The organism is Corallococcus silvisoli, from assembly GCF_009909145.1.
In the GTDB taxonomy this organism is placed as follows: domain Bacteria; phylum Myxococcota; class Myxococcia; order Myxococcales; family Myxococcaceae; genus Corallococcus; species Corallococcus silvisoli.
Window position 1 is genome coordinate 478,502 of the sequence record NZ_JAAAPJ010000005.1, and the last position, 21,267, is coordinate 499,768.

16 protein-coding genes are annotated in these 21,267 nt (G+C 72.6%); 1 reads left to right on the forward strand and 15 read right to left on the reverse strand.

All coding sequences use genetic code 11. The features are described 5' to 3' along the window. Positions 1–2: 2 nt before the first annotated feature. From GTY96_RS10930 to GTY96_RS10960, 7 genes are all read right to left on the reverse strand, one after another. Positions 3–1,352: a ParB/RepB/Spo0J family partition protein gene (locus GTY96_RS10930; RefSeq protein ID WP_328700827.1), complete on the reverse strand. Its 1,350-nt coding sequence runs from the start codon at positions 1,350–1,352 to the stop codon at positions 3–5. 139 nt (positions 1,353–1,491) lie between these two features. Further along, positions 1,492–2,211: a bactofilin BacP gene (bacP, locus tag GTY96_RS10935; RefSeq protein ID WP_143901095.1), complete on the reverse strand. Its 720-nt coding sequence runs from the start codon at positions 2,209–2,211 to the stop codon at positions 1,492–1,494. 3 nt (positions 2,212–2,214) lie between these two features. Beyond that, positions 2,215–2,538 carry a bactofilin family protein gene (locus GTY96_RS10940; RefSeq protein WP_002636698.1) on the reverse strand — a complete coding sequence of 108 codons (324 nt, stop codon included), beginning with the start codon at positions 2,536–2,538 and terminating at the stop codon, positions 2,215–2,217. A gap of 62 nt (positions 2,539–2,600) precedes the next feature. Further along, a complete protein-coding gene (gene bacN / locus GTY96_RS10945) occupies positions 2,601–2,942 on the reverse strand; it encodes a bactofilin BacN (RefSeq protein ID WP_014397642.1) in 342 nt (113 codons plus the stop codon). A gap of 53 nt (positions 2,943–2,995) precedes the next feature. Further along, positions 2,996–3,832, reverse strand: a complete 837-nt coding sequence (locus GTY96_RS10950) for an alpha/beta hydrolase (RefSeq protein WP_143901096.1) — start codon at positions 3,830–3,832, stop codon at positions 2,996–2,998. Between the two features lie 13 nt (positions 3,833–3,845). After that, the gene (locus GTY96_RS10955) at positions 3,846–5,726 is read right to left on the reverse strand and encodes a tetratricopeptide repeat protein (protein ID WP_143901098.1); all 1,881 of its coding nucleotides are present in this window, start codon (positions 5,724–5,726) and stop codon (positions 3,846–3,848) included. A 5-nt stretch (positions 5,727–5,731) separates the two neighbouring features. Beyond that, positions 5,732–8,230 (reverse strand): ATP-binding protein, encoded by a 2,499-nt coding sequence (locus tag GTY96_RS10960; RefSeq protein WP_143902137.1) that lies wholly within the window; start codon positions 8,228–8,230, stop codon positions 5,732–5,734. A 519-nt stretch (positions 8,231–8,749) separates the two neighbouring features. Between GTY96_RS10960 and GTY96_RS10965 the strand changes: the two genes are divergently transcribed. Beyond that, a complete protein-coding gene (locus GTY96_RS10965; RefSeq protein WP_143901100.1) occupies positions 8,750–10,309 on the forward strand; it encodes a hypothetical protein in 1,560 nt (519 codons plus the stop codon). A gap of 18 nt (positions 10,310–10,327) precedes the next feature. Here the strand turns inward: GTY96_RS10965 and GTY96_RS10970 are convergent, their stop codons facing one another. Genes GTY96_RS10970 through GTY96_RS11005 form a run of 8 tightly spaced genes read right to left on the reverse strand, consistent with a single transcriptional unit; the run spans position 10,328 to position 19,907 of the window. After that, the gene (locus tag GTY96_RS10970) at positions 10,328–11,068 is read right to left on the reverse strand and encodes a TlyA family RNA methyltransferase (RefSeq protein WP_161664663.1); all 741 of its coding nucleotides are present in this window, start codon (positions 11,066–11,068) and stop codon (positions 10,328–10,330) included. Beyond that, positions 11,065–12,816, reverse strand: coding sequence for a 1-deoxy-D-xylulose-5-phosphate synthase (locus GTY96_RS10975; protein ID WP_143901104.1), 1,752 nt, complete (start codon positions 12,814–12,816; stop codon positions 11,065–11,067). The genes GTY96_RS10970 and GTY96_RS10975 overlap by 4 nt, the downstream gene beginning before the upstream one ends. Next, positions 12,816–13,709 (reverse strand): polyprenyl synthetase family protein, encoded by an 894-nt coding sequence (locus GTY96_RS10980; protein ID WP_161664664.1) that lies wholly within the window; start codon positions 13,707–13,709, stop codon positions 12,816–12,818. The genes GTY96_RS10975 and GTY96_RS10980 overlap by 1 nt, the downstream gene beginning before the upstream one ends. 5 nt (positions 13,710–13,714) lie before the next feature. Further along, the gene (locus GTY96_RS10985; RefSeq protein ID WP_143901108.1) at positions 13,715–14,104 is read right to left on the reverse strand and encodes a response regulator; all 390 of its coding nucleotides are present in this window, start codon (positions 14,102–14,104) and stop codon (positions 13,715–13,717) included. Positions 14,105–14,131: 27 nt separating this feature from the next. Continuing rightward, positions 14,132–14,470: an exodeoxyribonuclease VII small subunit gene (gene xseB / locus GTY96_RS10990; RefSeq protein WP_120528859.1), complete on the reverse strand. Its 339-nt coding sequence runs from the start codon at positions 14,468–14,470 to the stop codon at positions 14,132–14,134. A 41-nt stretch (positions 14,471–14,511) separates the two neighbouring features. Beyond that, entirely contained in the window at positions 14,512–16,230 is a 1,719-nt protein-coding gene (gene xseA, locus GTY96_RS10995) for an exodeoxyribonuclease VII large subunit (protein WP_143901110.1), read from the reverse strand. Continuing rightward, a complete protein-coding gene (locus GTY96_RS11000; protein ID WP_186001880.1) occupies positions 16,227–17,972 on the reverse strand; it encodes an FHA domain-containing protein in 1,746 nt (581 codons plus the stop codon). Before GTY96_RS11000 ends, xseA begins: the two co-directional genes overlap by 4 nt. 36 nt (positions 17,973–18,008) lie before the next feature. Next, complete coding sequence (locus tag GTY96_RS11005; protein WP_161664665.1) at positions 18,009–19,907, reverse strand: hypothetical protein; 1,899 nt, start codon at positions 19,905–19,907, stop codon at positions 18,009–18,011. Positions 19,908–21,267: the final 1,360 nt, after the last annotated feature.

Genomic DNA, 21,267 nt, shown 5'->3' on the forward strand with positions numbered 1-21,267 from the left:
GGCTACAGTCCCTCCAGGTACGCCACCAGCTGCGCCGAGTAGCGCAGCTGCATCAGCAACTCCGCCCTGCGCGACTCGTCCAGCGCGGCGAACACGTCCGCGAGCAGCGAGAGGTCCTGGTTGAGGGCCCCCATGCGCTGCGCGACGTCCACCGCCAGCTCGTCCGCGTCGATCTCCTCTTCCACGCCCTCCGGCGCCAGCGTCTCCTCGGTGGCGAGCGCCTTCTCCAGCATGTCGCGCACCGGCGCCGTCAGCCGGCCTTCGGCCTCCAGCGTGTCGCGCTTGGCCTCCAGCACGTCATGCTCCACCGGCGAGGCGTGGATGGCCTCCGCCAGGGACAGGAGCAGCGCGTCCTCGTCGGACAGCGTCTCGTGCACGCGCACCTGCACCTGGTCGCGCTTGAGGAAGCGCAGCGCCGCCACGCGCCGGAAGCCGCAGATGAGCTGGTAGCGCTCCTCGCCGCGCGGGCGCACGTCCACCGGGAACAGCTGCCCCAGTCGCGCCAGGTCCGTGGCCAGCTCGGACACGTCGCCCTCGTCCCGCAGGCGGAAGGTGGTGTCCTCCTCCAGTCGCTCCAGCGGCAGCACCATCGCCGTCACCTGTCCCATCACGCGAGGCGCCAGGGCCTCCGCGGGGGGCTCCCCTTCGGGGGTCGCCGCGTCGTCGTCGGAGCCTGCTTCGGAATCGTCTCGCACGTCGTCCCCGGAGCCAGATTCCTCCTGGCTCGCGCGGCTCGCCACATCCCAGATGCCGGCGCCCAGGAGCGCTTCATCCGCACCGGACACGGGGCCGGACCGCTGCTCCGCCAGCACGTCCTTCGCCTCGCCGCCGCCGCCGTCGCTGCCTGCCCCAGACGCGTCCGGCACGTCCTGGCCGGACGACAGCTCCACGTAGCGGCCAGGACCCGTGGGGGCGTCCGCCGCCGCGCCGCTTCCCTGCGCCTCGCTGCTGGCATCCAGGCGGGTCCGCGACGTCGCGTCCGCACCGCTCACGGCACCGGCCGAGTCACCCTCGCCCGCCGACGCGCTCCCTTCCGAGCCCGTCGCGGACACCGCGCCGTCCGAACCAGAGTTCGCGCCGGGCTGGGACGCCGTGCCGTCGGCACCCGCCGCGGAGGCAGAGGACTCCCCGCCTTCGCCGCCCGACGGGCCAGCCCGTGACGAGTCCGTCTCGCTGCCCGCGGGGACCTCCGCCCCCTGGGCATGGACCTCCTCGCCGTTCGAGGACGCTTGCGCCGCCTGCGACGCCGGAGCGGCTTCGCCGGGCAGGTCCGTCCGTGTCCCACCCGCTCCTGACGGAGCGATGCCTTCCGAAGTCACGTCTCCACCCACGCCCTCTCCATGCCGCGGCACGGACGCGCCCTCCTGCGGGGGCGGCGTCGCGTTCTCCCCAGTCCCTTCCTGTCCCTCGGCCCTGTGCTCGGCGTCCATGGTGGCACCCCCGGTTGTTCCACCCCCGCGCCGCCGGAAGCGACGGCGCGGCGGGCGGGCTCTAGCGGGTCTTCTTCTTCACCACGACCTTCTTCTTCGCGCCAGCACCCATCACGGGGGGAACGGGCGCGGAGGCACTGCTCGCCTGCTCAGTGAACACCGGGCGCGGGGGTTCAGCCGCGCGCGGGGTGTAGGTGGGCGCCGCGGGCGGCGGCGGCGGCAGCGGCTTGGCCGCCGGGCGGGCCACGACCGTGGCCGGTGCCGCCGACGCGGGCGGCGTGCGCGCCGGAGGCGGGGGCGGCGTCGGGGCCGTGCGCTGCGGCGCGACGGGCGGCGGAGGCCGCGGCGGGGTCGCGCCGGGGCGCACCGTGGGACGCGTGACGGCCTGGGGGCGCGTCACGGCGGGGCGCTCGGCCGGCAGACGTCCCGGCTCCACGTCGCCCATGTCCACGCGGCCGCGGAAGCTGGCGCCGTCGACGATGATGACGCGGGGGGCGCGGATGTCGCCCACCATGCGGCCCTCGCGGGTGAGCTCCACGCTCTCGGTGGCGTTGATGTTGCCCACCACCACGCCGCTGACGATGGCGTTCTTCACCGCCACGTTGGCCTTCACCACGCCGGACGGCTCCACGATGAGGGTGCGGCTGAGGGTCAGCTCGCCCTCCACGCGCCCGCGGACCGTGAGGTCCTCGTCACCCGTGAGCCGACCGCTGATGAGGATGGAGGGCCCCACCACGGTGTTGTCTACGGTGTTGCCTGCAAGCTCCTTGGCGGTGGCCACGGATCAGCGCTCCTTCATGTCCATGTCGACGTTGCCCTTGAAGGACGCACCGTCGGCGATGAGGATGCGCGGGGCCTTGATGTCGCCCACCACGCGGCAATCCGTCTTCAGCTCCACCTTGTCGCTGGCGACGATGTTGCCCGTCACGCGACCGGCGATCTCCACGTTCTGCGTCTCGATGTCCGCCTCGACGACGCCCGAGCCCTCCACGTACAGGCTCTCCTTGAGGGAGATCTTCCCCTTCACGGTGCCCTGGATGACCAGGTCCTCGTCACCGGAAATCTCCCCGTCGATGACGATGCTCGAACCAATGACCGTATTCGCCATGAGTGTTGTCCGCCTTCTCGAAGCTTGAGCCTGGGGGACCGTGGGACGGGCCCCGGTGGATGCTAGATGTCGTCCGGCAACTTCACGTCCATCTCGATGGAGCCGTTGAACACGGCGCCGTCCTCGATGATGACCCGCGGGGCCTTGATGTCGCCCGCCACCTTCGCCGAGGCGTTGATGGCCACGCGCGTGGAAGCGTCGATGTTGCCGCTCGCCTCGCCGTTGATGGTCAGCTCCTCGGCGCGGATGTCCGCCTGCACCTTGCCGGTGCCCTCGATGGTGAGGTGGTTCTTCAGGGCGATCTGTCCCTCGACGCGCCCCTCGATGACCAGGTCCCCTCCGCCCGTGAGGTTGCCCCTGATGACGATGCCCTTGCCAATGATGCCCGTTTCACCCTGTGCCATGAGGTGATCCTCGCCAGCGCCTGCTCCGTCGGGAGCGGGGCGACCTGATTATGTCAGAGATGCGCGGAGATCCAGCCGGAGATGTCCTGGAACACCGCCGCGCGGTCCCGTTCGTTGAGCGGCTCGTGCCGCATGCCGGGGTACTCCTTGAACTTCTTGTCCGCCGTGCCCGCCGCCTCGAAGAAGGCCCGCGCCGCCGCCGGAGCCGCCACCCCGTCCTCCTGGCCGCACAGCACGAACAGCGGTACTTGAATCTTCGGCGCCAGCGCGAGCGTCTGCGCCTGGGCCGCCGTGGACTCCACGAACCAGCGCGGCGTGGCGAAGGGCACGTAGAGCGGGTCCGACCCGACCGCCTTCTGGACCTCCGGGTCGGTGCTGAGCATGTCCGGGGCGAGGCCGGAGGCGACCTTCATCCAGGGCACCACGGTGCCCACCATGCGCGCGGCGAGAATCTTCGCGGTGGGCGGGGTGATGGCCAGCTTGAGGTAGGGCGCGGAGAGGATGGCGCCGGTGAGGCCGTCCAGGCCCTTGGCCAGGGCGTGCACGGCCATCAGGCCGCCGTGGCTGTGGGCGAGCAGGAAGATCTTCTCCGCGCCGGCGGCCTTGCGCACGCGCTGCCAGAAGCCGTCCAGGTCGTCGAGGAACTCGGTCCACTTGCTGGCGTAGGCGCGACGGCCGTCCGCGCGGCCGTGGCCCCGGTAGTCGAAGCCGTGCACCGCGAAGCCGTCCTGGACCAGCGCGTCGATGACGGGCCGGTACCGGCCGATGTGGTCGCCGTAGCCATGGACGATGGCGACGTGCGCGCGCGGGGCCCCGTCTGGCAGGTCCAGCGTCCAGAACAGCCGGGTGTTGTCCTTGCCGCTGAAGAAGCCTTCGTCGTGGCGGGCCATGAGGCCCACGACCTTAGCGGCCCTGCGCTGTCGAGGGTAGCGCCTTCAACTTGCGCTCCAGCGTGGCGCGCTGATCGGCGGGTTCGGCGGCCTCCGGCTCCAGCGTCAGCACCTCCAGGGCCCGCCGCCAGGCCCGGGCGGCCTCCGGGGCATGGCCCGCCTTGAGGTGCGCGTCTCCCAGGTGCTCCAGGATGGCGGGTTCGTCGGGCGCCAGCTCCGCCGCGCGCGCCAGCGCCTCCACGGCCTTCTTCGCGTCGCCGCGCTGGAAGTACACCCACCCCAGCGAATCCACGTAGGCCGCGCTGTCGGGCCGGAGCGCCAGGGCGCGGCGCACCAGCCGCTCCGCCTCGTCCAGGTCCCGTCCCCGCTGCGCGAGCACATAGCCCATGAAGTTCATCGCCGCGGCGTGGTCCGGCGCCAGCGCGAGCACCGCCCGCATGCGGTTGAGCGCTCCGCCGACGTCGCCCTGGCGCTCCATCAGGGCGCCCAGGGAGAAGAGCAGGTCCTGGTTCCGGGGCGCCTTCGAGACGGCCTCCCTCAGGAGCGCGAGCGCGTCCGGCGCGCGGCCCTGCCGCTCCAGCAGGGTGGCCAGCGCCTCGTACGCCAGCGCGGCGCCCTCCCCGCCCAGCGCCTCGCGCAGCACGCCCTCCGCCTTCGACGCCGAGCCGCCGCGCTCCAGCGCCCGGGCATAGGCGACGCGCGCCTCCAGGTCCTCCGGCGACTCCGCCATGGCGGCGCGGTAGAGCGCCAGCGCGCGCGGGTGGTCCCCCGACAGCGACAGGCACCGGGCCTGGCGCAGGCGGGCGTCGGGGAACACCTCCGAATCCGGGGCCACGGCGGCGAAGTCCCGGGCGGCGGCGGCGAAGCGGCGCGTCCGCTCGGCGACGAGGCCCGCGTAGTACGCCAGCCGGGGCTCGTCCGGCGTCTCCTTCCTCGCGGCCTCCAGCACGGCCTCGGCGGCGGCGGATTCGTGCGCGGACAGGTAGCTGAAGGCCACCCGCACCGCCAGCTCCGGAGAGCTGGACAGGGACAGGAGCCGGTCGAAGTACGCCCGGGCCCGCGTCACCGAGCCCCCCTTGAGCGCGGCCCTCCCCGCGGACAGCAGCACCTCGCGGCTGTCGGGATCCGCCTCCAGCGCGCGAGCGAGCGCGTCCTCCGCGTCCTTCGGGCGCCCCGCGTCCTCGTGCAGCCGGGCCAGCGTGGACCACACCTCCACGTCGCCCGGGTCGCGCTCGGCGGCCTTCGTGAGCAGCCGCTCGGCGCGGGCCGTGTCGCCGCGCTCGGCCAGCACCAGCCCCAGCCGCCGGTAACCGGAGGCCTCTCCGGGCAGCGCGTGCGCGAGCGCCTCCACCACCTTCACGGCCTCGTCCGGCGCCTTCGCGTCCAGGTGCAGCTGGGACAGCACCAGGTACGCCTCGGGCTCGCGCGGGCGCAGCGACAGCGCCCGGCGCAGGTGTTGGCGCGCGCGCGCCGGCCGGCCGGCCTCCATCAGCACCCGGCCCAGGAGCACGTGGGCGGGGTAGTACGTGGGGGCCCTGTCCACGGCCCGGCGCAGCTCGCGCTCGGCGCGCTCCAGGTCGCCCAGCCGCGCGTACTCCTCGCCCAGTTGGGTGAGCAGGCGCGGGTTGCCGTCGTCGGTGGCGAGCGCGAGCCGAAGCTCGTCCACCGCGCCCCGGTGGTTGCCCTCCAGGTGCATCAACCGCGCCTGGAGGTAGTGCGCGTAGCTGGCGGACGACGCGGCCGGCTCGTCGTCGCGCTCCCCCGAATCCATGGCCTCGCGCATCGCCTCGCGGTCGACGTGCGGGGTCTTCCTCGCGGGGACGGCCCCCGCGCCGCCGGCGGCCAGGGCGAGGCACAGCACGGCGGCACGGCTGAGGAGCGGGAGCGGGCGCACGCGGGCTAGTGGACCTCCGGAGGGGGCGCCCCCAGCTTCTCCAGCAGCTTCTCCACCGGGTCGCTGTCCTGGCTGACGTCCGCCATGGCGGCCCGGTATTCGATGGAGGTCACCTTCTCCACGTCCGGCATCAGGCGGTTGATGACCGTGCGCGCGGCGTCCGCGTTGCACTCGGGCAGCACCACCGCGAAGACGCCCTGCCCCAGGTGGGCGATGGCGTCCGGGTGGCGAACCCGCTTGCGCATCACGTCCCCCATGTTGGGGGGCATCACGTCCAGCTCCCGGTCCGGGCGGAGCACCGCCAGCGTGAGCGCGCGGTGGTAGCGCCGGCTGCGGGCCACCTCCTGCTCCAGCCTCAGGAGCAGGCCGCGGCGGTCGTGCAGCCCCGTCGCGGGATCGCTGCCGGTGCGCCTCTGGAGCGCGGACGACTTGTCCTGCTGGTCCTTCTCCCCCTGGCGCAGCTTGAGGGCGCGCTCGGTGCGGTTGAGCAGCTCCACCGCGTTGAAGGGCTTGGCCATGTAGTCCACCGCGCCCAGGTTGAGGGCGCGGACCTTGTCGGCCACGCCCTGGTGGGCGGACAGGAGGATGACGGGGATGTGCGCCGTGTCCGACGAGGACTTGAGCGCCATGGCCGCGTCCAGGCCGTCCAGCTTGGGCAGGAACACGTCCATCACGACCAGGTCCGGACGCGACGCGCGCGCCTTCGCCAGGCCCTCCGCGCCGTCGCGCGCCACCTCCACGCGGTACTTCGAGCGCAGCACTTCCGACAGGACCGCGGCGATCTCCGGCTCGTCCTCCACCACCAGCACGCGCGGCTGCTCGGGCGCGGCGCCCGGCACGGGCTGCGGCCGGGGGTTGCGCGCGGCCTCCTGCGCCAGGGGCAGCGTGAAGACGAAGGTGCAGCCGCCGTCGGCCGGGCTCTCCGCCCAGATTTCACCGCCGTGCAGCTCCACGAACTCCTTGCAGATGGCCAGCCCCAGCCCCGTGCCCTTGGGCCCGTGCCGGTAGCGGTCGAACACCAGGTGCAGCTCGTCCGGGGGGATGCCCACCCCGTTGTCGCTCACCATCACCCGCACCGCGTCGCCGTCCGGCCGCGACAGCCGCTGCGTGCGCACCACCACCTCGCCCGGTTCGCTGGCGTGCTGGATGGCGTTGCTGATGAGGTTCTGCAACACCTCGTGCAGCTTCACCTCGTCGCCAATCAGCATCAGGCTGTCGGGGCACTCGGAGCGCAGCGCCACGGCCTTCTCCGCGGCCAGGATCTCCAGCTCCGCCACGGCGTCGCGGCACAGCTGCGCCACGTCCAGCACGCGGGGCTCGATGGACAGCCGCGCCGCCTCGCCCTTGCCCTTCTCCAGCAGGGACTCGACCAGGGTGAGGATCTTCCGGCCCTGGCGGATCATCGCCTCCGCGGACTGCTTCTGCTGGACCTCCAGCGGCCCTTCCAGCAAGAGCCGGCCGTGGCCCAGGAGCACCTGGAGGGGCGCGCGCAGGTCGTGGCTGCACACCGCGATGATCTCATCCTTGAGGCGGTTGAGCTCCTTCAGCCGGCGGTTCGCGTCGTTGAGCTCGCGGTAGCGCTCCACGTACGCCAGCTCCAGGTCCTCGCGCTTCTTCTTCACCGCCGTGTGCAGGCGCGCGTTGCGGATGGAGTTGGCGAGCACGCCCGCCACCGCCTCCGCGAACTCCTGCTCGTCGCGCCCGATGGACGCCTCGCCCTTGGACACGCGCAGGAAGAGCGCGCCCAGCAGGTCGTCCTGGCAGATGAGCGGCTGGACCAGGATGGACTTCACGCCCTGCGGCAGCAGCGACGTGCGCACCTCCGCCATCAGCGGATCGCGCTGCGCCTCTTCAATCAAGACGGGCTGGCGCGTCTCCAGCGCGCGGCGCAGCTCCGGGTAGCGCGCCACCTCGATGTCCAGTTGGACGAGGCTGGGGTCCTCCTGCGTCGCCACCACCGCGGCCGTGCGCGCGTGGCTGCCCTCCACCAGCACCACCGAGCAGCGATCCGTCCCGGTGACCTGCCCCACCTTCTCCACCGCGATGCGGAGGATCTCCTCCAGCTCCAGGGAGCTGGTCGCCGCCTGGGTGATCTCCAGCAGCATCCCCATGCGCAGGCGGATCCGCTCCTCGCGCTCCTTGAGCCGCCAGGCGCGCAGCGCGGACTCCAACCGGGGCACCAGCTCATCCGCGCCGCGCACGAAGTCGTCCACCGCCAGCCGCTTGAACGCCTCCGCCGAACGCGCGCGGCCCTGGTCCACCAGCACCGGCAGCCGGTTCAGCTTGTCCACCTTGCGCACCGTCTCCAGCAGCTCGGCCGCGCGCTTGGCCGTCACCGACAGGAGCACCACCTCCGGCTGGAGCTGATCCACCATCTCCGCCAGACCCGTCTCCCGCTCGGTGGAGGCGCACTGATAGCCGCTCGCGGTGAGGCGCTCCACGAGCGCGTCACCCGCGGCCTTCGCCGCCAGCACCAGCACCCGTCCCCGCTGTTCAGACGACAACATCTCGATCCTCACGGCGCGCCTCCGCCCCGCCCAGACAGGGAACGACGTCGCGGAAGCCCGTTGGGTGCGTAAGGGGTCATGGTCGATTCTGGATCATGCCGTCTAACCCGTCCGTGAGCCAGCGGATGAACGGGGCTCTCCGAGAGAGAGGGGTGAGAGAAGGGGCGCGACGTATACCCCGGCCCGACGTCCGCGCCGCGGAATCCCGCTCGCGATGACGGGCCGGTGACCGGGGAGCACCCGCGGTCTCCTCCCTCGGGAGGATGGGAAAAAGCCGCCGGAACGCCACGGCTGTGACTTTCTTCCCCCACCGCGTCCCTGCGCCTGCCTGGAGGGCCGGTCGGCAGGCAGGAGGGACCCGGGGTGGGTGCGGTTCACCGGGGCCCTGGAAGCCCTCTCCGACGGGGTCTCCAGGCCGCTTCGCGATCAGGAATGGGGGATGGAGGCGGGGGTGGCCCCGGACGGAAAGGCCGGGCCCCGCCCGCTTCCCAGGGGAGCGCGGTAGAGTGTGGAACCATGCACTCCGTTCCTTCGCGCCCGTCCGCGCCCCGGGCCCTCCTGGCCATGCTCACCTTCTGCGCTTCCGTGCTCGCCGCCTGTGGGGACCCGAAGCCGCCGCCCGTGCCGGACCCTCCGGTGGTGTCCCTCAACGTCCCGCAGCCCAACTCGGCGACGCCCACGTTGACGGTGCGGGTCATCGTGTCCGGCTGTGACGCGGTCGCCCGCGTGGACATCTATGACCAGGACACGTTCCTCAAGACGGTCCCGTACACGAGCGGGTCCATGGACTTCGAGCTCGCCGCGAACGAGATCAAGTACACCCGGGGCCTCGCGGTCAGCCTGTCGCTCAACGCGCGGGCGACGTGCGCGGACGGCCGGACGAACGTGTCGCAGCCCGCGTCGGCGACGTTCCTGCCGGTGACCAAGGTGGTGAAGGACCCGGACCCCAACGGCCAGGTGGTGACGGACTTCTTCATCACCGAGGGCACCGGCGCGAACATCTCCTTCATCGGCTGCGGCAACCCCACCACTGGCAGCGGCACGCTCTTCCGCGTGGACGCCGCGGGGGTCCTGCGCAACTCGGTGGAGATGGGCATCCCGTGCAGCGCGGCCACGGTCATCACCCCCATCAACCCGAGCAGCGGCAAGCGGTGGGTGTGGACGCCCGGCGCTGGCGCGGTGGCGGTGGACGCCAACTTCACCATCACCGGCCGCACCTCGCCGACCTACTTCCTGGTCAGCCTGTCGGTGATGAGCAACGGCGACGCGCTGGTGCGCGACCGGTACACGGTCTCCCGCCTCAAGCACACCAACGCGGGCGGCACCTTCCAGTGGACGTACAAGGGCGCCGTGCTGGGGCCCATCGCCCCGCCGCAGGAGAAGGGCCAGCAGGTGCTGGTGCCCTACGTGGCGCAGCTGGAGTTCTCCCAGGTGCCCCAGGTCATCGTGGCCTACCTGGACGCGAACGGCACCAGCCAGGAGCTGCAGCCGGTGCAGGAGCGGAAGATCTACGCCTACAACGGCCAGCTGGATGCGCCGCCCGTCACCACGTTCAGCGCCGACGGGTCGACCATCTACTTCGCGTTCCTCTTCGGCAACAACCAGTCGCGCGTGCAGGCCTGCTCCACGGACCTGGAGGGCTGCGAGGGCGCCGCGTTCAAGTGGGCGAGCCCCACGCTCCCCGTGCCCATCAACTTCCTCCTGCCCTACTCGGCGGGCTCGCGGATCGCGGCCATTGGCACGCAGCGGGTGTGGTTCCTCGACGCGACGAACGGCATCGTCACCAACAAGGGCGGCACCTCCGTGGACGCGTCCGGCAAGCTGCGCATCGTCCAGGTGCAGCTGGGCCAGCCGACCAGCCCGGAGTTCTACCTGCTGAACGCCCCGGACGTGGCGGGCGTCCTGCCGCAGGAGATCGTCGCGGTGGACGCCTCCGAGAAGGGCGAGCTGTTCCGTTACGAGGTCTCCAGCAGCCTGTCCTGCTCCGTGGATGACACCGGGCGGCTGTGGATGCGCGTGGGCAAGAACCTGGTCCAGGCGCTGCCGCTGAGCGAGTACCGCGCGGTCCGCAAGTAGCGGCCCGCGGCGAGAGCGTCAGGGCCTGTCGGCGACGAGGAGCGCTTCCACGTTGCCGGCGGGCCCGGGCACGGGCGAGTCCATCACCCCGCGCACGGCGAGCCCCTGCTCGCGCACGAACGCCGTCACCGTATCGATGGCGTCCTGCCGAGCCGCCGGGTCGCGCACCACGCCGCCCTTGCCCACCCGCTCCGGCCCCACCTCGAACTGGGGCTTCACCAGCGCCACCAGCAGGCCGCCCGGCGACAGGAACGTCAGCACCGACGGCAGCACCTGGGTGAGCGAGATGAAGCTCACGTCGATGACGACCACGCCCACCTTCTCCGGCAGGTCCTCCTCCGTGAGGTAGCGCGCGTTGACCCGCTCGCGCGAGCGCACGCGCGGGTCGGTCCGGAGCTTCTCGTGGAGCTGGCCGTAGCCCACGTCGATGGCGTGCACCCGCACCGCGCCGTGCTGGAGCAGGCAGTCCGTGAAGCCCCCCGTGCTGGCGCCGATGTCCGCGCCCACCCGGCCCGCCACGTCCAGGCCGAAGCGGTCCATCGCCGCCTTGAGCTTGAGGCCTCCGCGCGAGACGTACGGCAGCACCTCGCCCTTGAGGCGCAGCTCCGCCTCCACCGGCACCAGCGCGCCGGGCTTGTCCACGCGCTGATCCGCCACCACCACCTGGCCCGCGAGGATGAGCGCCTGGGCCTTGGTGCGCGACTCGGCCAGCCCGCGCTCCACCACCAGCACATCCACCCGCTCCTTCTTCGGCTTCACGGGGCCTCCTCTCCCAGCAGCACCCGGCCCGCGTGTCGCAGGCCCGCCGCGTCCAGTCCCAGCTGCGCCCGCTGCACGCGCGCGTCTCCGTGCGGAAGGAACACGTCCGGCATGCCCAGGAGCTTCACCCGGGGGGCCACGCCCGCCGCCGCGTACAGCTCCAGCAGCGCGCTGCCCAACCCGCCCCGGGTGGTGCCCTCCTCCGCCACCACCACGTGCCCGCCCGCCGCGGCCTCCAGCAGCGCGGCCTCGTCCAGGGGCCACGCCTGGCGCGCGTCGAGCACGCTCCAGTCCGGCTCGCTCCGCGCGGCCTCCAGCGCGGACAGGCCCAGCGGGCCCAGCGTCACCAGCGTCAGGCGGGACGCGGCCGGGCGCTTCAGCCAGCGGGCCCCCGACACCGGGGCCTCGCCCGGCGACAGCTCCGGGGGAGCCTCCGGCAACGTGCCCCGAGGGAAGCGCAGCACCGACGGCCCGGGAGCCTGGAGCGCCGTGGCGAGCAGCGGCGCCAGGTCCTCGCCCACCACTGGCGCCCACTGCGTGAGGCCCGGCAGCGGCCGGAGGAAGGACACGTCGTAGGCGCCCTGGTGCGTGGCGCCGTCCGCGCCCACGAGCCCCGCGCGATCCACCGCGAAGACGACGGGCAACCCCGGCAGGCACACGTCGTGGACCACCTGGTCATACGCGCGCTGGAGGAACGTGGAGTAGATGACACAGACCGGCTTCGCCCCCGCCGCGGCCAGCCCCGCGCAGAAGGTGACGGCGTGCTGCTCCGCGATGCCGACGTCGTGCACGCGGTCCGGGAAGCGCGCCTTGAGGCCGGTGAGCGCGCTGCCCTCCAGCATCGCGGGCGTCACCGCCACCACGCGCGGATCCTTCTCCAGGGCCTCGCCCAGCACCTGGGCGAAGGCCTCGCTGAACGTGGGCCGGCCTCCGCGAGAGCGCACGAGCTTGCCGTCGCGCCACTCGTACGGCCCCATCGCGTGGCCGCGCGTCACCTCGTCCGCTTCCGCGGGAGGAAAGCCGCGGCCCTTCTTCGTCAGCGCGTGCACCACCACCGGGCGCGAGGAGGCCTTCGCCTCGCGCAGCGCGCGCGTGAGGGCGCCCAGGTCGTGCCCGTCCACCGGGCCCAGGTAGGTGAAGCCCAGCGACTCGAAGAAGGCCCGGGCGTTGCGCGTGCGGAGCAGCGCGGGGATGGCGCCCACGTTCGCGCTGATGGACATCTGGTTGTCGTTGACCACGACGACCAGCGGCAGGGGACTTCCACCCGCGTTGTTGAGACCCTCGAAGCTCAGACCGCCGGTGAGCGCGCCGTCGCCCACCACCGCCACCACGTGGCCCGAGTGCCCCAGCTGCCGCCGGCCAGAGAGCAGGCCCAGCGCCGCGGAGATGGCCGTGCAGGCATGGCCCGCGGCCAGCGCGTCATGGGGGCTCTCGCGCGGGTCCAGGAACGGCGCGATGCCTCCCGCCTGCCGGAGCGTGTGCATGCGCTCCTGCCGGCCGGTGAGCAGCTTGTGCGCGTACGCCTGGTGCCCCACGTCGAAGAAGAGCGCGTCCTGGGGCGTGTGGAAGACGCGGTGCAGGGCCACCACCAGCTCCACCGCGCCCAGCGACGCGCCCAGGTGTCCGCCCACGCGGCCACACAGGGTGATGATGGCTTCGCGCAGGGCGTCGCACAGGCCGGGCAGCGCGTCCTCGGGGAGCGCGCGCACATCCGCGGGAGAGGCCACTCCGGACAGCACGTCCGCCATCAGGACTTCCGCTCCACCGAGTAGCGCGCCAGCGCCGCCAGCGGTCCGTCCGCGCCCTCCAGGGGCAGGACCGCGGCCTGGGCCCGGGCCACCAGCTCATCCGCCATGCGCCGCGACGCCTCCAGCCCCATCACCGCCGGGAAGGTGAAGCGCCCGGCTTCCGCGTCCGCGCCCACGGGCTTGCCCATCGCCTCCGCGCTCGACGTCACGTCCAGCACGTCGTCGGCGATCTGGAAGGCCAGGCCCACCGCGTCGCCGTAGGACTCCGCGCTCGCCAGCGCCGCCGCGTCGCCGCCGGCCGCCACCACGCCCATCCGGCACGCCGCGCGGATGAGCGCGCCCGTCTTCAGCCGGTGCAGCCGCAGCAGGTAGTCCAGCGTCGCGGCCCGGTCCTTCGCGATGTCCAGCACCTGGCCGCCCACCATCCCGAATGCGCCCGCCGCGCGCGCCAGCTCCCCGCACAGCGCGCCACGCACCGGCTCCGGTCCGGACGCCAGGAGCCCGAAGGCCTCCGTGAGCAGCCCATCCCCGGCCAGCAGGGCCAGCGGCTCGCCGTAGACCTTGTGGTTCGTGGGCTGGCCCCGGCGCAGGTCGTCGTTGTCCAGGCAGGGCAGGTCGTCGTGCACCAGCGAATACGTGTGCACGTACTCCAGCGAGCACGCGGCATCCAGGACCACCGCGCTGACGGTGCTGGCCTTCGCCACCGCGTCCGCGAAGCCCAGGCACAGCACGGGCCGCAGCCGCTTGCCCCCCGCCAGCAGCGAGTAGCGCATGGACTCCAGCAGGGCGGGCGGCGTCCCCGCGGGGGCGAGCCGATCCGCGCGCTCGCGCAACAGCGCTTCCACCCGTTCCTGGTGCGAACGCATGAAGGGTTCCAGGTTGAAAGCGGCCATCGGCTTCAGGGCTCCTTCGCCACGTCGGCGGGGATGAGTTCGCGGATGCGGTGGACCAGCGTGTCCAGCTCCAGCGGCTTCACGAAGTAGTCGGCCGCGCCGACCTCCATGCCGCGCCGCTTGTCCTCCGGGTCTCCCCGCCCGCTGATGAAGATGATGGGGATGTCCCGGAACTGCTTGTTCTGCTTCACGGCCTGGCACAGCTCGAAGCCGTTGATCCAGGACATGTTCACGTCCAGCAGGATGGCGTGCGGCCGGTGCAGCTCCAGCGACGCGACGAGGCGCAGGCCGTTGGCCGCGGACGTCACCTCGAACCCCTCGGCCCCTAGGGCCTCGGCGAGCAGCTCGCGCGTGTCCCGGTCGTCATCGACAATGGTGATCTTCGGTTTCGACATGCCCGGCCTCCGCCCTTCCCCTGATACCTAGAACGGGACATCGTCCTCCGGTGGCGGACGGGCCTGCGCGGCCGTCCGGGGAGCAGCCTGGGGAGCAGGCCGTGCCGCCACCGCCAGCGGCGCGACGACCTCCTGGCCGTCCTCGTCCACGAGCAGCTGTTCGATGCGCTGCTCGGCCTCCGTCAGGAGCTTCTCGCCCCGGCGCACGAGGCGGATGCCCTCCTCGAATGCCTTGAGCGACTCTTCCAGCGACAGGTCGCCGCTCTCCAGCCGCGCCACCGTCTCTTCCAGGCGCGACACCACGTCCCCGTACTGCTCGGGAGCGGGTTCCACCTTGGGGTTCTTGTCCGACTTCGCCACGGCCATCCACCTCCCCGAGCGGGGCGCGGAATGTAGAGGGTGGCCCGCTAGCAGTCCACCGGCCCTTTCAAGCCAGTGACCGTGGCTTCGATTTCTTCACACCCGCCCAGCGTCTGGGCGCCGTGGGCCGCCAGCTTGATGCCCAGCACGTCCCCCACCGCGACGTCCGCCACGGAGCGCACCACCCCTCCGTCCTTCTGTCGGAACGTCACCGCGTAGCCGCGCGACATCACCTTCAATGGGCTGAGGGCGTCCAGCCGTCCCCCCAAACGTCCGAAATGCGTCTGCGCGGACGCGAGCGCCCCTCGCTGGAGCTCCAGGAGCCGCGAGCGGGCCAGCGCCACCCTCGCCCGCTCGGACGCCACCCGCGCCGTGGGCGAGGCCCGCTGAAGGCCCAGCCGCGCGTCCGCCAGCGCGCCCCGCCGCCGGGTCACCCCCGCGCGCGCCGCCTCCGACAGGCGCCTGGCCAGCTTGAGCAGGTGCGCGCGCTGCTCGGACAGCCGCGTCTGGGGCCGCGCGCGCTGCAGCCGCTCCTGGAGGGCCCGCAGCGTCTCCCGGTGCTCGCGCGTCCGGGGGCGCAGCACGCGCATCATGGCCTCCACCTGTTCCGACAGGTGCAGCCGCTGCTGGTTCACCGCGCGGCGCGGATCCGCGAGCCTCGCGCGCAGCTGTCCCTGGCGTTCGCGCAGCTCCAGCACCCGCCGCTCCATGGCGCGGCGCAGGCGCCCGGACTGCGTGGCCAGGGTCAGCTCCAGGTCCGCCAGCACCGGCGCCAGCCGCTCCGCCGCCGCGCTGGGCGTGGGCGCGCGCAGGTCCGCGACGAAGTCCGCGATGGTGAAGTCAATCTCATGGCCGATGGCGGACACCACCGGCACGGGCGAGGCGAAGATGGCGCGCGCCACCCGCTCCTCGTTGAACGTCCAGAGGTCCTCCACGGAGCCTCCGCCGCGCGTCACCACGATGACGTCCACGTCGGTGCGCGCGAGCCGCTCGATGGCCCGCGCCACGTCCTCCGCGGAGCCCTCGCCCTGCACGCGCGCGTCCGCGAGCAGCACGCCCAGCCGGGGGTTGCGCGAGTGCAGCACGCGCAGGAAGTCCTGGAGCGCCGCGCCGGTGCGGCTGGTGACGACGCCGATGCGCCGGGGCAGGAACGGCACCGGACGCGGAGGCCGCACGCGCCTGTCGCCGATGAGGCCCTCGGCCGCCAGCCGCTGCTTGAGCTGTTCGAACGCGAGCGCCAGCGCGCCCTCACCCACCGGCTCCAGCCGGGAGATGATGAGGCTGTAGCGGCCCTGCGGCTCGTACAGGTCCACGCTGCCCTCGGCCAGCACCTCCATGCCGTCGCGCAGCGCGAAGCGGATCCGCGCCGCCATGGACGCCCACACCTTCGCGTCGATGGAGGCGTCCACGTCCTTGAGCGTGAAGTACCAGTGGCCGCGCGCGTTGGCGCCCCGGAAGCTGGACACCTCGCCGCGCACCAGCACGCGCGGGAAGCGCGACTCCACCGTCTGTTTGATCTGCCGGGTGAGCTCTCCCACCGTCAGCACCGTGCGCTCGGGGCGCGGCGGCGGGAGCGGAGCGGAGGGCGGAGCCGGAGCGAGGTCCGCCTTCGGCGCGGGCGGAGGGGCCTCGGGCGTCTTCCTGCCAGAGGCGGAGGCCTTCGCCGGAGAGGCGGGGCGCAGGGGCGGCAGGAGCGACGTGCCGAAGAGGTCGCCCTGCCCCGGCTCGTCGGCCGGGGGCGGCTCCAGCCCCTTGCGCTTCTTCATCGCGACAGCTTCTCGACCCAGCCCTGGGCCTTGCCGTGCAGCTCGTCGTCGGGCGGCGTCATCGCGACGACGTCGCGGAACTTGGGCAGCGCGTCCTCCGGGCTGGAGTCCTTGATGGCGTAGGCCTGGAAGTACAGGTCCTTCGCCTTGGCCTTGAGGTCGTTGACGATGTTGGCCGCGCCGGTGTGGGCCGGGTCGGCCTGGAGCGCGCGGCGTGCGAACTCCATCGCGCGAGACCACTGGCCGGCGGCCTTCGCGCCCGCGGCGCTCTTGTAATAGATGGTCGCCGCGCGGGTGCCCGCGTTGCGCGCCATCTTGCTGCCGCGGCCGTCGGTGATGTCCTTGTCCAGCGCCAGCAGCCGGCTCAGGCCCTTGGCGTCCAGGTCCTCCAGCTTCTTGTAGAGGTTCCCGAACTCCGTCACCTGCCCCATGAGCTGCTTGCACTGGGGTGCCTTGGCCGCGCACGCATTGAGGATGGCCACCGCGCCAGAGACGTCACCGTCGCGGAAGCGGTCCACCGCGGGCTCCCACGGCTTGGGAGCGGCGGCCACGCGGACGGGATCCGGACGGGTCATGTCCGCGATGACGCGCGCGGCCTCGTCGTTGATCAGCTTGCCATCGCGGTGGTCCGGGAACGTCGCGAGCACGTCGTCGGTGATGGCCTTGGCCCGCTGCACCGCCTCCAGCTGCCGCATGTCCAGCTGCTGCTTGGCTTCCTTGGTGCGCTTGTCGGCGGCGTCCACCAGGTTCTTGCGCGCCGTCTTCACCTGCTCATAGAGCTGGGTGTCGCTGCTCACCTTGTCGATGGCCGCCTTCGCGTTGGCGAGCTCACCCTTGCCCAGGGCCGTCTGCGCGGTGGCCAGGTGCCCCTGGTTGGGGATCTCCCGCTCCGCCGCCTTCAGGTAGTCCTCCACGCCAGGGTAGTCCGGAGCCTGTGAGTGCAGCTCCTCCAGCTTCGCCTTGGCCTGCGCCCACTGGCCCTCGCGCACCAGGTTCTTGGCCTCCTGGAAGAGGCCCCCCAGCTGCTCGCGGTACTGGCGCTGCTCGGCCTCGATGCGGCCCTGCTCCTCCTGCTGGTGCCGCATGCGCGAGCGCGCGACGCCCAGGCCTGCGAAGAGCACCACCAGCACGCCCACGGCGGCGAGCTTGATCCGCATCCGCTTGCGCAGGACCTCCGGCGTCAGCTCCGCGGCCGCGGACGCGCGCGAGGTCTGCGGGCGCGAACGGCCCTCGCCTCGGGGAGCGGGACGGGCAGGCACCGCGCCGGAGCCGCGGCCACCCGCCGCGGACGGACGGGGACGCGGGCCGGAGGGGGCCTGCACCTTGGCGGTGCTGTTGGCGGTGTCCTCGTATCGCAGCTCGGAGTCGCCCAGCGTGATGACGTCGCCGTTGGCCAGCAGCGTCTCCTCGCTGATGGGCTCGCCGTTGAGGATGGTGCCGTTGCCCGACCCCATGTCACTGACCATCCAGCCAGCGGACTCCTTGCGCAGCGTCACGTGCTTGCGGGAGACGGACGTATCCTGGAGGCAGATGGGGTTGTCGGTGGACCGGCCGACCGTGTACTCGGCGTCGGAGAGCGCGAACTCCTCGCCCTCGCTGGGACCGGCGATGACCACGAGCTTCGCGGGGCGTGCCGCGGCGGCACCGGCGGTCGACCGGCGGACCGGGGCGCGCTGCCCGGTCCCGGAGGAGGGCGTACCGGACGTAGGCCTTCGGCGGGCGGGAGGAGGGGCGTTCGACATGGATTTCACCGCGTCCTACTGAGGGGGGCACGAGCCCTAAAGCTCATGCTCATAGGCTTTTTCCAGCGCGAGATTGTGGCAGCGATGCTCGGTGGTAGGGAAGCGTCTCCGTACGTCTTCCAAGGTCGCGACCGCATCGCGTCGGCTGCGGAACTGAACCGCCCGCTGGAATTGCATCATCAACTGACCGCAGCGGTGGTCCAGCTCCGTTGAAATCTGGGAGATCCGCTCCCGTACGTCCTCGTACAGGTCCGGCTTCTCGTCGAGCGCTTCCAGGGTGATCCACGCGGCCCGGTACTCCCGCCACGCCTTGAAGAGGTTCTCCGCGCCCACATCCTTGAGCTCGTAGAACCGGGCTCCCGCCCGCGCGGACTCCCGAGCCGAAGCGACCAGCTGATCCGGCGGCGCCTCGGGTACCGGGATGATCTCCAGCCGGAGGTTCCAGATGCGCCACCGCTCACGGCCGGGCGGATTCAGGGCGTTGTCGAAGAGGAGCTGGTTGTTCGCGTTGCGGCGCAGGAGGCTGGGGGGAAGGACCTGCTCCAGCTCGCGCTCGGCGGTCTGGGCCGTGTCGGGAGGGACCCAGCCCAGGGACACGCCGTTGAGGGAGAGGTTCACCTCATCCCGGGAGATGTCACTCGCCTGGTAGTGCAGCACGGCCACCGCGCGTGTGGGGGACACGAAGCGGAAGTCGAAGAGCTTGTCGTCGGCGTGGGCCCAACGCACGCCATCGCCCAGGCCGAAGGAGTCCGTCACCGGCTCCAACCCCAGCTTGAACGGCTCACGGCCCGGGAGCCGGAGGCCCGCGGGGGCCACGGAGACCAGGAGGGCCAGCAACGCCAGCACGCTCAACACCCCGAGCGACGCGAAGCCGATGCGCCGAGGCAGCGACTGACGCTGCCAGAAGAGGAGGAACTTGCCGTGCAACGACCGGCCCAGCTGACGCCGCTGCCGGGCCTTGTCGGCGGCGGATGAGGGCGCGACCTTCGCGACGACGGTGATGGGTCCCGCGGGCACGGGCTGCGAGGAGGAAGCCTCCAGGTCGTTGACGGGCTCCGTGGTGTCGCCATCCGCCTCTGGTCGAGGATGGAGCGCCAGCGCGCGGACCTCGCCCGGTAGCAGCCCGGGATCCAGCACCGCGGGCGAAGCGCCCGGAGGCCGGCGCACGAAGGTCACCGGATCCGGCGGAGGGGGCGGAACCGACGACCCCCAGGCGGCCGACGGTGGCACACCACCCTGGTCGCGGCCGACCGCGGTCACCAGCTCGGGCGAGTCGGGCTCGGCAGGCGAGCCCCAGGACGACGGTGACACACCGCCCTGGTCGCGGCCGACCGCCGTCACCAGCTCGGGCGAGTCGGGCTCGGCGGGCGAGCTCCAGGACGACGGTGACACACCGCCCTGGTCGCGGCCCACGAAGGTCACCGGCTCTGGCGAAGGGGGCCCAACGGGCGCACCCCAGGCCGACGGGGGAGCCAACGCGGGAGGCCTGGCCCCAGGCTCATCCTGGCCCACGAAGGTCACCAGCTCTTCGGCCTCCGCGGGAGGGCCGGAGGGGACTTCGTCGTCCTGACCCACGAAGGTCGCCGGCTCATCGGTGCCGTTCGTGGGCAGGGCCCCGCTGTGGCGTACGGGCGGAGCGACGAGCGGGCTGACGGGAGTGATGGGCCGGAGGTCGAGCATGGTCCGCTCCTCCGGCTCATCCATCGTCGATGCGGGGAGCATGGACGGGGCGATGTGCGGGGACGGCTCGGCGACGAGGGATGGGACGTCCGGCGTCGCCGGGATCGCCATCAGCGTGCGTTCCTCGGGTTCATCGAATCCCGCGAGGGGCAGTTCCGGTGGTGGCGGGAAGCCGGGCTCCGGCGATTCCACGGTGGGAATCGCCATCAGCGTGCGCTCCTCGGGTTCGTCCGGATCCACCGGGGACAGATCCACGGGAGAAGTCAGGAGGCCGGCGACAGGGGCCTCCCAACCGCGGGGCGCGGAAGCAGGAGGAGGCGCCTGGGGTGGAGCGACCGGCTGCGGAGGCACGGCGGCCACGACGTTCCGGGGTTCCGGCGTGCGGCCCTGGGTCGGAGTCGAAGCCGCCGGTACGTTCCTTCGCGGTGCGGACGAGGGCGAAGCAGCGCTGTCCGCGTCACGAGGTTCAGAGAGCGTCGCCGTCGAGGACGCGCGTGCGGCGCCACGCCCCAGATCGGGACGATTGAGCGCGGGTGCGCCGACCTCGGGCAAGCCAGGGATGGCCTTTCGCCGAGGGGACGCTCCTGGCTGAGGAGGGCCCGACACAGCAGCGCCGAGCACGGGAGGCTTCGGCAGGACAGGCGCGGCGGAGGCTCCCACCCCGGACACTTCCAGCGCCGTGGAACGGGCCTGCGCGGCGACCCCGGCTGGAACAACCGCCAACGACGGACTCCTGCCCGCCGACGAGGCCGCGCCCAGCCCGCCTCCCGACGAGGAGGACCTCCCCGGTGTCGAAGCGCCGACCGGCTGCGGACCTGGTGCGGAGGGCCTTCCCGATGACGAGCCATCGACGGCTGGCGATCCAGGCCCCGAGGCCCGGGCCTCGGAGGCTCCCCCCGGAGCAGGCGCAACCGGTCCCCTGTTTGGCGAGGAAGCCCCCAGGATCGGAGGCCCAACGGTGGCCTTGTTCGACGTGGGCGCATCGACCGCGGGCAAACCTGACGCCGACGCCTTCCCCGAACCGGGCCCCAACACGGGAGGCCCCACGGGAGCACGTCCCGATACCGTGGCTCCCGACATCGAGGCTCCCGGCGCGGAAGCCCCCAACACGGGAGGCCCCACGGGAGCACGTCCCGATACCGTGGCTCCCGACATCGACGCTCCCGGCGAGGAAGCCCCCAGCATGGGAGGTCCCACGGGAGCACGTCCCGATACCGTGGCCCCCGACATCGACGCTCCCGGCGCGGAAGCCCCCAATACGGGAGGCCCCCCAGGAATGCGTCCTGGCGCGGACGCACCTGCCGCAGCAGAGCCCGAAGCCCCCAGCACCGGAGGTCCCGCGGGAGCACGTCCCGCCGCGGACGCGCCTGCCGCAGCAGAGCCCGAAGCCCCCAACACGGGACCACCCGTCGGTGCCCGATTGGCCGTGGACGTACCCGCGGACGGAGGACCCGAAGCCCCCAACACGGGACCACCCGTCGGTGCCCGATTGGCCGTGGACGTACCCGCCGAAGCTCCCGGAACTCCCCCCCCCATCGAGGGAGCGCCCGTGGGTGCCCTGTTCGGCGTCGCGGCGCCTGCCCCTGGTTGAGCCGGAGTGGGAGCGCCGACCGCC